Below are 11,058 nucleotides of genomic sequence, written 5' to 3'. Positions count from 1 at the left end.
CCACTATCGTCCCCGGGCGCCCGCCCCGGGCCGTACCAACCCGGGCCCGGCCCCCGTCGATTGCCCCGTGCCCGCGACGCGTGGTGCGCGGGCCGGCTGGCGGCGCGTCAGACGCGCGGGGCCGGGAAGGTCGGGTACTCGACGCCCGAGACGTGCTGGACGACGCGGATGACCTGGCAGGAGTAGCCGAACTCGTTGTCGTACCAGAGGTACAGGATCGCGTTGTCGCCGTCGACCTTGGTGGCACCGGCGTCCACGATGGAGGCGTGGCGCGAGCCGACGAAGTCCATGGAGACGGCGTCGGGGGCGGTGGTGAAGTCGATCTGGCGCTTCAGCGGCGAGTGCAGCGAGACGTTGCGGAGGTAGTCGAGGACCTCCTCGCGGGTGGTCTCGCGACCCAGGCGCAGGCTGAGGATGGCGATCGAGACGTCCGGGACGGGGACGCGGATCGAGCTGCCGGTGATCGGGGCCTTGAGGTCCGGCAGCGCCTTGGCGACGGCGGAGGCGGCACCGGTCTCGGTGATCACCATGTTGAGCGGCGCGGAGCGGCCGCGGCGGTCGGCCTTGTGGTAGTTGTCCAGCAGGTTCTGGTCGTTGGTGAACGAGTGGACGGTCTCCACGTGGCCGCGCAGCACGCCGTACTCGTCGTCCATGGCCTTCAGCGGCGGGACGATCGCGTTCGTGGTGCAGGAAGCGCAGGACAGGATGCGCTCGTCCGGCTTGATCATGTCCTGGTTGACGCCGTGGACGATGTTCGGGACGTCGCCCTTGCCCGGGGCGGTCAGGACGACCTTGTCGATGCCGGGGCGCAGGTGCTTGGACAGGCCCTCGCGGTCGCGCCACTTGCCGGTGTTGTCGATGAGGATGGCGTCCTTGATGCCGTACGCCGTGTAGTCGACCTCGGAGGGGTCGTTGGCGTAGATCACGCGGATCGCGTTGCCGTTGGCGATGATCGTGCTGTTCGCCTCGTCGACCGTGATCGTGCCCTGGAACTGGCCGTGGATCGAGTCGCGGCGCAGCAGCGAGGCGCGCTTGACCAGGTCGGCCTCGCCGCCCCCGCGGACGACGATGGCGCGCAGGCGCAGGCCGTTGCCGGAGCCGGCCTTCTCGATCAGCAGGCGGGCGACGAGGCGGCCGATGCGGCCGAAGCCGTAGAGGACGACGTCGCGGCCGGTGGAGCGCTCCAGCTTGTTCTCGCCGGTGGCGCCGGCGACGGCCTCGGCGGTGAACTCGGCCACCGACAGACCGCGGTCGTCGGTCTTGTGGTTCGCGGCGAGCATGCCGATGTCGATCTGGGACGGGCCGAGATCGAGGGTGGTGAGAGCCTGCAGGAACGGCATCGTCTCGGTGACCGAGAGCTCCTCGCCGTCGATCTGCCGGGCGAACCGGTGGGTCTTGAGGATGCTGACCACCGACTTGTTCACCAGGGAGCGGCTGTGCAGCAGGATCGTGACATCCCGCTCGCGGTGCAGCTTCCCGATGATCGGGATCATCGACTCCGCGATCTCCTCGCGGTGGTTCCAGTTGGTGAACGAGTCGTCGTTGACAGTCACAGGCTTATCTTTCGAGCTAGGCGGCGCTCATATGCTAACCCCCTCATAGTTTGATCATTCAAGAGGTACCCCTGTGGGATTCGACCATTCGGCGCCACGAAGACGCCGGGATGGCCGATTGCACCGCTTTGTCCAGCCGATATGCGCCCTTGGTCCGGTGTGACCGCGGCTGCTGATCCGTGAGGGGGCGGGGCGGCCGCTCAGCCCGTGGAACGCCGTACGGAAGCCAGAGCGGGTTCGGAGGGGCACGAGGGGCGGACGGGGACGCGTTCGGGCCGCACAGGGGGGTGGGCCGGGCGGGTGCAGGACCGGCCCGCTGCGGCCCAGCAGCAGCACCTCGCGGCCGCGCGTGCCGGCGGGCGGTTCGAGGGCGAGGACGAGGGAGCTGGCGAGCCGGATGCGGGAGGAGCAGGCCATGAGGGTGGCGGCCACGACGTCCCGCGCCCGAACGCCGGGTAGTGGACGAGGAGTTGCAGGAAGGGGGCGGGCAGGATGGTGAGCGCCACGGCCGGCGCGGCGCCCTCGGAGCCGCCGAGCTGGAGACACCCGATGATCACGGAAGCGACGGCGACGGCGCAGGGGCCCAGGGGCGGGGGCGAGGCGATCGATCGGGCGCAGCGCGATTCGCGCCATGGGGCGCAGATCGGGCTCGTGGTGCCGGCCGGAGCCGGGCGCCGGCTTCCCGTTCGACGGCGCCCGCGGCGCCACCGGCGCCCCCTCCTGGTCACGGTCGCTGCCGCCGATGGTCATGGCGGTGCTGCCCCTCGTGGCCCCTACCCAGTGCCTCGCGGTCTGCGCGGGAGCGCGGCCGCTCGGCGGCCGTACAGGACCCGCCGCAGGGTGGCCGCGGCCAGGCCCATGACGGACTCGGCCGCCGGGGGTGCCGCGCAGCACGTCACGGCGCAGGAAGTGCCCCCGCGCGACCAGGTGGTAGGAGTCGGTGTCGAACGCGGCGGCGTACGCCGTCCCGTACGCCGACAACCGGGTGTTCGAACTGGCTCGACTCCGCCCCGCCCACGGGTCCTGGCTGCACCGCTTGCGCCGCCCCGGCGACGCACACGACGTACAGGCCGACGCCCACCAGGCCTTTCCGCGGCCTGCCGGACGACCGTGGGTGCAGCGCTGCGCACGGCCCGCCTGGAGGCGACGGGCGCGGCCGGGCGGAGGAGAATGGGTGGCGGAGAGTCATGTTCCCCTTCGCCCGACGGGTCATCCGGCCATGGGCCGCGGTGCTGGCCTGTGCGGCGGTCGCCTGGGGCGGCTCCGCCGCCCCTGTGACACCCGCCGCCCGCGCAGTCCCCGCCCAGGTGACGGCCCGTATCGAACTGGACCCGCCGACGGGACCGCCCGGCAGCCGGGTGGGCGTCCGCGGCTACGGGTTCCAGGAGTGCCGCACCCCCGTGCAGGGCGCCGTGGGCGAAGTCGACAAGACGGACGGCGTCGATACGACGGAGGGCGTCGACGAGACGCAGTACCGGGCGGACGTGGTCGAAGTCCGCATCGACCCGAGTGGGGGCGGACCCAGCGTCATCACGGCGGACCTGGCCACGGGCGAGTTCGAGACGGACGTCACGGCGCCGTCGGACGCCTCTGCCGGTCCTTCCACCGTGACGGCCACGTGCACGACCAACACGTCCATCACCGCGACGGCTTCGTTCAACGTGAAACCGACTCCGGTCCCCGCGCTGACCCTGGACAGGCCAACAGGGCCCGCCGGCACGCCCGTCCGGGTCGACGGTTCGGGATTCGACTACTGCCCCGTCCAAGGCAGCGGTAAGGCCCAGCTGATGTGGGACGGCAGCCCGCTGGACGGTGCGGAGCCGGCCCCGGTGGACCCCGAGCAGGGCACGTTCTCGGCCGACATCACGGTCCCGGCCGATGCTGCCCCGGGCGACGACCACAGAGTGAACGCCACTTGCGTCGGATACGAGTCGATCTACGCCGAGACGCCGTTCACGGTCGAGAAAGCCCCCGAACCGACATACGAACCGACCGTCGAACCCACCACCACGCAGGAACCGACCGTCGCACCCACCACGACACACGAACCGACCCTCGCACCCACCACCACACACGAACCGACCCTCGCACCCACCGGGACGCACGAACCGACCCTCGCACCCACCACCACACACGAACCGACCGTCGTACCCTCCGGGACGCCCAACGTGGTGCTCACCCCCACCGCGGGGCCGGCCGGTGCTGAGCCCGTCACCCTGACCGGTTCCGGGTTCAACTGTCCCTTGGTGAACGTGCTGTGGGGCGGCAGGTCCACGGGGCCACCCGTCGGGGCCGCGGGCAACGGCTCGTTCGCCGTGAACCTCTTCATAGCGGGGGACGTGGCGGAGGGCGACCACACGGTGCGGGCCGAGTGCCAGTCGGACCCGGGTGTGGCCGACGAGGCCACGTTCCGGGTCACGGAACTCCCGATCCCGCCGACCCTCCCACCGGGGCCCACGCCGGACTCCGTCCCCACGCCCACCACCACGGCCAATGGGACGGACGGCCCCACACCCGCCCCCACCGAGGGCACGACAGACGGCCCGACGCCCGACCCGACGTCATCGGGCGGCAGGGCCGTCGGGCCGGGGGCCGTGCCCTTCGGCCTGGTCGTCGGCACGGGCCTCGTCGGGGCGGCCCTGGCGGTCGCCTTCGGGGCCTCGCGGCTGGCCCAGCGCCGCCGGAACCCGCACTGGGTGCAGGCCCACCTCAGCGCCCGGCTACGGCCCGCCCCGGCGGCGACGACCTTGGCCGAGTACACCGCCGAGGAGGGCGGGGCCGGGTCGCACACCATCCGTCTGGAGCCGCACGCGGATCCCGGCGAGCAGACCGTGAAGGAGAAGGAGGACGACACATGACCGCCGCCCCCGCCCCCGACCTCGCTCCCCTCACGGTGCGGGCCTTCTTGCTCGGTCCGGAGTCGGAGCAGTCCGCCGAAAGCATCGCCGGCAGCCTGCACGACCACCACGCCGCCACCGGCATCCTGCCCGGCAGGCAGGGCCTCACCGGTGCGGCGGACCGGGCCGTGGAGACCGAGCTCGCCCGCGTCGTCAACGGCTTCCTCGACCTCGACCTGTTCTCCCTGCTGGCCCATGGCTGGGCGAAGCACTCCGACCTGCGGGCCGCGGCCCACCGGACCCGCCTGTCCCCGGAGGCTCCCGAGCTCGTCGCCCTCGCCACGCACAGCATCACCTCCACCCACCACCCGAGCGTCGAGCTGCTGGTGGACGGCGCCCCGGTCGGCACCGTCGACGTGGAGCTGGCCGTCGCCTTCCACCTCCGCGCCCTCGTCGCGGCCGTGGAGAACGCGTGGCTGACCGCGCTGCACAGCGGGCAGTGCGACATCGAGGCGAAGCTCGCCGTGCGGCGGATCCCCGTCGCCGCACGGCAGGGGCGACTGGAGCTGCCCGTGGGGCGGCGCCTGCGCTCCCCGATCGAGCTGCTACCGCCGCACGCACCGCCGCCGCCCGGCCGGCCCCCTCACTTCGGCGCGGGATAGACCCTGGACTGCTTGACGCTGCCGAAGGCGAAGCTCGATTCGATCGAGGCGATGCCGGGGATGGCGTGGATCCGGTTGCGGACCAGGGATTCGTACGCCTCCAGGCTCTCGATGACGACCCTGAGGAGGTAATCGCTGCTGCCGGCCATCAGGTAGCAGTCCTGGATGTGCTCGATGACGGCGACGTGTTCCTCGAAGACCCTCACGGCCTCCGCGGTGTGGCGTTCCAGCCGTATGCGGACGAACACGGTGATCGGAAGGCCGTACGCGACCTGGTCGACCATGGCCGTGTAGCCGCGGATCAGACCGGCTTCCTCCAGCCGCCGTACCCGGCGCAAGCAGGGCGAAGGCGACAACCGGACCCGGTCGGCGAGCTCCTGGTTGGACAGGCGGCCGTCGGCCTGCAATTCGCGGATGATCTGCAGATCGACTGCGTCCATGGTCACTCCTTGGCAGATTCTGCCCCCAAGCTATGCCTGGGCGACAGAACTGGCAATCGGCTGCCCCGGGAAAAGCTCTAGCGTTGCCCCGTGGCCGGATCCGGCCCCTGGATTTGGAGGACTTGACCGTGGCCGCCGTGAAGACCGTGCCCGCCGTGCCCGCGCCGGCACCCCCGCGAGAAGGCACCGCAGGGGCCCGCGGGCTCTCTCCGCAGGCGCGGGGCATGGTCGCGCTGGTCCTGACCGTGCTGATCTGGGCGGCCTTCGCCCTCAGCGCGCGGGCCCTGAGCAGCTCCTCCCTGCTGCCCGCCGACGCCGCGCTGCTGCGCTTCGGCGTCCCGCTCGTCGTCCTGGCCCCCGCCCTGTGGCGGCGGCGCCGGGCGCTCGCCGCGGTGCGCCCGGCGGCCGCGCTCAAGATCGCCTGCGGTGCGGGGGTGCCGTTCTTCCTGGCCGCGATGTACGGCGGCTCCCTCACCTCGGCGGCGTTCGTCGGCTCGATCGTCCCCGGGATGGTCCCGCTGTTCGTCGCCGCCCTCATGATCACGGGCGGGCGCGGCGCACCCCGCGGCACGCAGGCGGCCGGGCTCGCGCTGATCGCGGCCGGCGTGGTCGCCCTCGTCTGGCGCCACGTCTTCCCCGTGAACGGCTCGGTACTGGCCGGCGCCGGCATCCTCCTCGCCGCCAGCGGGCTGTGGGCGCTGTACACCGTCGGGCTGAAGGAGGTGGAGCTGGATCCGGTCGGCTCGATCGGCCTGCTCTGCCTGCCCTCGTTCGCGGTGATGGCGCTGCTGGTCCTGACCGGGGTGCTGCCCAGCGGGCTGCCGGCCGCGGCGGGCTCCGACATCCTCCTGTTCCTGGTCGTGCAGGGGCTGGGGGTCGGGCTGTGCGCAGGGCTGCTGTACGCCTTCGCCATCCGCAGGCTGGGCGCGGAGCGCAGCTCCGCCGTCGGCAGCCTCAGCCCGGTGCTCGTGGTCCTGCTCGCCGTGCCGCTGCTCGGCGAGTCGCCGACGCTCGCCGTGCTCGTCGGCGTGCCGCTCATCGCCGCAGGGGTCTTCCTCGCCAACCGGCGCCCCCGCACCCCCTCCCACCCCGTTTCCGCCCGCTGACCCGTCGATCCCCGTCCGAGGTTCCCGCAGATGCTTGAGCTCCTCCTCCCGCCGCCCGTCGACCCGCTGTGGGACCTGACCGAGGCGTACGGCGCCGACGCCCGTCCCGAGCGCCTGAACCTCGTCCTGGGCGTCTACCGCGACGACACCGGCGGGACCCCGGTCATGGCGGCGGTGCGCGAGGCCGAGATACGCCTGGCGGAACGTTCCCTCTCCAAGGAGTACCGCGGGCTCTCCGGCAACCTGGCCTTCAACCGCGCGATGCTGTCGATGGTGCTGGGCGGGGGTGGCGCCGCCGAGCGGGCCGTCGCCGTCCAGACCGTCGCGGGCAGCGGTGCGCTGCGGCTGCTGGCCGACCTGATCTGCCGGACCCGGCCCGGCACGACGGTGTGGATCAGCGACCCCGCCTACGTGAACCACCGGCCCATCCTGGAGGCCGCGGGGCTGACCGTGCGCACGTACGCCTGGCTCGACGCGGAGGGCCGGCCCGACACCGAGGGACTGCTGCGGGACCTGGGGCGTGCCCGCCGCGACGACGTCGTGCTGCTCCAGGGCTGCTGCCACAACCCCACCGGTGTCGACCCGTCCCCCGAGGCCTGGGAGGCGCTGGCCGACCTCGCCGTCCGGGTGGGGTGGGTGCCGTTCGTCGACCTCGCGTACCACGGGCTCGGCGACGGCCTGGAGGCGGACCTGGCGGCCACGCGCATGCTCGCGGAGCGGGTGCCGGAGATGCTCGTCGCCATCAGCTGCTCGAAGAACTTCGGCCTCTACGCCGACCGCACCGGCTGCGCGGTGGTCCTCGGCGCCTCGCGCCAGTCGCTGCGCCACGTGGAGACGGCCCTGCAGAACGCGGCCCGGACCCTGTACTCCATGCCTCCGGAGCACGGGGCCGCAGTGGTCGCGACGGTCCTGGAAGACGACGGGCTGCGGGCCCTGTGGCGGGCCGAGCTGGACGAGATGCGCGGCCGCATCGAGGCCAACCGCAGCGGTCTGGCCCGGCAGCTGGCCTCGCTCGGCTGGGCCGCGCAGGCCGAGTCGCTGGCGCGGCAGAAGGGCATGTTCTCGATGCTGCCGCTGAGCCCGGGCCAGATGCTCCGCCTGCGCAACGGCTTCGCCATCTACGGCACCACCGCGGGCCGCATCAACATCGCGGGCATCCCGGCGGACCGTATCCCGTGCCTGGCCAACGGCATCGCGGCCGTCCTCGCCGAGGACGCCGTCGCCGCGGGGCACACCGGCTAGTACTGGGATCGGCCCGTGCCGCCAGGTGTCGGCGGGCTGCCGGCCGACACCGCAGGCGGTCCTCGTCCGGCGTCGGTACGGGAACGGGGGGCACGGCCGGGCCCCCGGGTTCAGCGGTAGCGGCACGGGGGAACCGCCCGGACCTCGGGTTAGGAGAAGCCCGCGCTGCCGTGCTCCCACGCCGGACGCCCTCGACCTGCCGTCCCTCGGCAACGACACGAGTCCGTGGGCACCCGCGGACGGCGGAGCGGTTCCTCGCGCCGCTCGGAGGGTGAGCGGGGCGCACGCCGGTCGCTCACCACCAGTAGGCGGGGTAGCGGGGCGCCTTGGGCCGCAGGCGCGAGGCGACGTACCCGGTGACCACGAGCAGGACCGTCGCCCCGAGGAGGAGGGGCACGAAGCGTCCGGCTGCGGGGGTCTGTAGGACCACGATCACCGCGCTGGCGCAGCCCGGCGAGTGCGGGGTGCGGGCGGCGGTGTTCGCGGCCAGGGTGAGCCCGCCCGCGACGGCCGCGGCCCAGGGCGTACTGCCCGCCGCGGCGAGCACGGCGTAGCCGACCAGCGCCCCGAGGAGGTGCCCGACGATCACGCTGCGGGGCTGGGCGAGCGGCAGCGTGGGGGCGCTGTGGACCAGGGCGGCGCTGGCCGCGAGGGACGGCATGAGGACCGGTTCGTGGAGGGCCGCACCGATGCCGACCAGGGCGAGGAGGACGAGGGTGGCCCCGCCGAAGCTGTGGACCGCGGCGGCCGGGGTGCACCGCCGGCGAGCGGCGGGCGCTCCCCCGGCTGACGCCCGGCAGGGCGTCTCCGCAGGCCCGGCAGGGGCCGGCGGGGACCTGATCCATCATCAGGTCGCTTGTCCCGGACTCTTGACTCTCCCGGCGGCAGTGGCGATCCTCTTCGCAAATTCGCGCGGGACATGACAATCAACCGGCCTCGGGCGGTCTGCGTCCTCGACCGCGCCCTCCGCCTCCCGATGACGTGAGTGGTGAAACGACCATGACCCGACGACCGACCGGCCGCAGCAGACCCCTCGCGGTCCTCGCGTTACTGCTCACCGGCCTGCTGGCCGTGGCCCTCGGCCCGGTACCCGGCGCCGCGGCCGAGCCCGCCGCCGGCGGCGGCACCGCGGGCGCCCCGGCCGAGACCGGCTGGTGGGTTCCGACGGCCCGGCCCGGCCCCGATTCCCAGATCAACGTGACGGGCGAACCCTTCAAGGGCACCGATGCCCAGGGCCGGGTCCGCGGCTTCGTCGACGCCCACGACCACATCATGTCCAACGAGGGCTTCGGCGGCCGCCTCATCTGCGGCAAGCCGTTCTCCGAGCAGGGCATCGCCGACGCGCTCAAGGACTGCCCCGAGCACTACCCCGACGGCACCCTCGCGGTCTTCGACTTCATCACCAAGGGCGGCGACGGCAAGCACGACCCCAACGGCTGGCCCACCTTCAAGGACTGGCCCGCCCACGACTCGCTGACCCACCAGCAGAACTACTACGCCTGGATCGAGCGGGCCTGGCGCGGCGGCCAGCGCGTCCTCGTCAACGACCTCGTCACCAACGGGGTGATCTGCTCGGTCTACTTCTTCAAGGACCGCGGCTGCGACGAGATGACCGCCATCCGTCTGGAGGCGCAGAAGACGTACGACATGCAGGCCTACATCGACCGGATGTACGGCGGCCCCGGAAAGGGCTGGTTCCGGATCGTCACCGACTCCGCGCAGGCCCGTGACGTCATCGAGCAGGGCAAGCTGGCCGTCGTCCTCGGCGTGGAGACCTCCGAGCCGTTCGGCTGCAAGCAGGTCCTGGACATCGCCCAGTGCAGCCGGGAGGACATCGACCGCGGCCTGGACGAGCTGCACCGGATCGGCGTGCGCAGCATGTTCCTGTGCCACAAGTTCGACAACGCGCTCTGCGGGGTGCGCTTCGACGAGGGCGCCCTCGGCACCGCGATCAACGTGGGCCAGTTCCTCTCCACGGGCACCTTCTGGAAGACCGAGCAGTGCACCGGCCCGCAGCACGACAACCCGATCGGCCTGGCCGCGGCCCCCTCCGCGCAGAAGGAGCTCCCGGCGGGCGTGGCGATGCCCTCGTACGCGGCCGACGCGCGCTGCAACACCCGCGGGCTCACCGAGCTCGGCGAGTACGCCCTGCGCGGGATGATGAAACGCAAGATGATGCTCGAGATCGACCACATGAGCGTCAAGGCCGCCGGCCGCGCCCTGGACGTCCTGGAGTCCGAGTCGTACCCGGGTGTGATCTCCTCCCACAGCTGGATGGACCAGGGCTGGCTGGAGCGCCTCTACAAGCTCGGCGGCTTCGCCACCGCCTACATGGGCGGAGCCGAGGGGTTCAGCGCGGAGGCGAAGCGCAATGCCGCGCTGCGCGACAAGTACGGCGTGGGCTACGGCTTCGGCACCGACATGAACGGCGTCGGCGGCTGGCCCGGCCCCCGCGGGGCCGACGCCCCCAACCCGGTCCGCTACCCGTACCGCAGCACCGACGGCGGCTCGCTCATCGACCGCCAGACCACCGGGCAGCGCACCTGGGACTTCAACACCGACGGCGCCGCGCACTACGGCATGGTCCCCGACTGGATCGAGGACATCCGGAACGTCGGCGGCCAGGAGGTGGTGGACGACCTCTTCCAGGGCGCCGAGTCCTACCTGCGCACCTGGGGGGCGTCCGAGAAGCACAAAGCAGGGGTGAACCTCGCCGCGGGCGCGGCCGCCTCGGCCAGCTCCACCGAGTGGAACCCGTTCGTCAGCTACGCGGCCGGCCGGGCCGTGGACGGCAACCGCGGGTCGCGCTGGGCGAGCGACTGGAGCGACGGCCAGTGGTTGCGCATCGACCTCGGCTCCCCGCAGCTCGTCAAGCGGGTCACCCTCGACTGGGAACGGGCGTACGGCCGGTCCTACCGGATCGAGGTCTCCTCCGACGACGCGAACTGGCAGACCGTGTGGTCCACGACCACCGGTGACGGCGGCCTGGACACCGCGCAGTTCTCCGGGGTGCCGGCCCGCTACGTACGGATCCACGGCCTCGGCCGCGGCACCCAATGGGGCTACTCCCTCTACGAGGTCGGCGTCTTCAGCAGTTGACGGCGCCGCCGGAGAGCGGCACCCGCTCCCCCGGGCCGGGGGCGGCCCCGCCCCGCCACCCCCTCCGCCCCCCCCCCGCCCCCCCCCGTACCCCCCCCCCCCCCCACACGCAGGCGGCC

General features: G+C 72.8%; 8 protein-coding genes. 5 read left to right on the top strand and 3 right to left on the bottom strand.

Going from position 1 to position 11,058, the window contains the following annotated elements; genetic code table 11:
* Positions 1-107: 107 nt before the first annotated feature.
* Entirely contained in the window at positions 108-1,553 is a 1,446-nt protein-coding gene (locus tag ACFV7Q_RS36465) for a glyceraldehyde-3-phosphate dehydrogenase (protein ID WP_385435229.1), read from the bottom strand.
* 1,187 nt (positions 1,554-2,740) lie between these two features.
* Here ACFV7Q_RS36465 and ACFV7Q_RS36460 point away from each other — a divergent pair.
* Both ACFV7Q_RS36460 and ACFV7Q_RS36455 read left to right on the top strand, forming a co-directional pair.
* On the top strand, positions 2,741-4,411 hold the full coding sequence (locus tag ACFV7Q_RS36460) for a hypothetical protein (RefSeq protein ID WP_385435228.1): 1,671 nt from the start codon (positions 2,741-2,743) through the stop codon (positions 4,409-4,411).
* A complete protein-coding gene (locus ACFV7Q_RS36455) occupies positions 4,408-5,052 on the top strand; it encodes a hypothetical protein (RefSeq protein WP_385435227.1) in 645 nt (214 codons plus the stop codon). The genes ACFV7Q_RS36460 and ACFV7Q_RS36455 overlap by 4 nt, the downstream gene beginning before the upstream one ends.
* Here ACFV7Q_RS36455 and ACFV7Q_RS36450 read toward each other — a convergent pair.
* A complete protein-coding gene (locus tag ACFV7Q_RS36450) occupies positions 5,034-5,492 on the bottom strand; it encodes an Lrp/AsnC family transcriptional regulator (RefSeq protein ID WP_385435226.1) in 459 nt (152 codons plus the stop codon). The genes ACFV7Q_RS36455 and ACFV7Q_RS36450 overlap by 19 nt on opposite strands.
* Positions 5,493-5,620: 128 nt before the next feature.
* Here ACFV7Q_RS36450 and ACFV7Q_RS36445 point away from each other — a divergent pair, with 128 nt between their 5' ends.
* Positions 5,621-6,598, top strand: a complete 978-nt coding sequence (locus tag ACFV7Q_RS36445; protein WP_385435225.1) for an EamA family transporter — start codon at positions 5,621-5,623, stop codon at positions 6,596-6,598.
* Positions 6,599-6,628: 30 nt separating this feature from the next.
* On the top strand, positions 6,629-7,840 hold the full coding sequence (locus ACFV7Q_RS36440) for an aromatic amino acid transaminase (protein WP_385435224.1): 1,212 nt from the start codon (positions 6,629-6,631) through the stop codon (positions 7,838-7,840).
* 295 nt (positions 7,841-8,135) lie between these two features.
* On the opposite strand, the gene ACFV7Q_RS36435 is transcribed toward ACFV7Q_RS36440, so the two are convergent.
* The gene (locus ACFV7Q_RS36435; protein WP_385435223.1) at positions 8,136-8,501 is read right to left on the bottom strand and encodes an HPP family protein; all 366 of its coding nucleotides are present in this window, start codon (positions 8,499-8,501) and stop codon (positions 8,136-8,138) included.
* A 338-nt stretch (positions 8,502-8,839) separates the two neighbouring features.
* On the opposite strand from ACFV7Q_RS36435, the gene ACFV7Q_RS36430 reads away from it, so the two are divergent.
* The gene (locus ACFV7Q_RS36430; protein ID WP_385435222.1) at positions 8,840-10,939 is read left to right on the top strand and encodes a discoidin domain-containing protein; all 2,100 of its coding nucleotides are present in this window, start codon (positions 8,840-8,842) and stop codon (positions 10,937-10,939) included.
* Positions 10,940-11,058: the final 119 nt, after the last annotated feature.

This window comes from Streptomyces sp. NPDC059851 (genome assembly GCF_042732005.1).
Taxonomy (GTDB): Bacteria; Actinomycetota; Actinomycetes; order Streptomycetales; family Streptomycetaceae; genus Streptomyces.
Note: the sequence above shows the minus strand (reverse complement) of the source record. Positions and strands in the feature narration are given on the sequence as shown.

Bases quoted from the DNA above. Each gene is read 5' to 3' on its own strand.
- ACFV7Q_RS36460 (WP_385435228.1), top strand. From the start codon at position 2,741: ATGTTCCCCTTCGCCCGACGGGTCATCCGGCCATGGGCCGCGGTGCTG.
- ACFV7Q_RS36455 (WP_385435227.1), top strand. From the start codon at position 4,408: ATGACCGCCGCCCCCGCCCCCGACCTCGCTCCCCTCACGGTGCGGGCC.
- ACFV7Q_RS36450 (WP_385435226.1), bottom strand. From the start codon at position 5,492: ATGGACGCAGTCGATCTGCAGATCATCCGCGAATTGCAGGCCGACGGC.
- ACFV7Q_RS36440 (WP_385435224.1), top strand. From the start codon at position 6,629: ATGCTTGAGCTCCTCCTCCCGCCGCCCGTCGACCCGCTGTGGGACCTG.
- ACFV7Q_RS36435 (WP_385435223.1), bottom strand. From the start codon at position 8,501: ATGCCGTCCCTCGCGGCCAGCGCCGCCCTGGTCCACAGCGCCCCCACG.
- ACFV7Q_RS36430 (WP_385435222.1), top strand. From the start codon at position 8,840: ATGACCCGACGACCGACCGGCCGCAGCAGACCCCTCGCGGTCCTCGCG.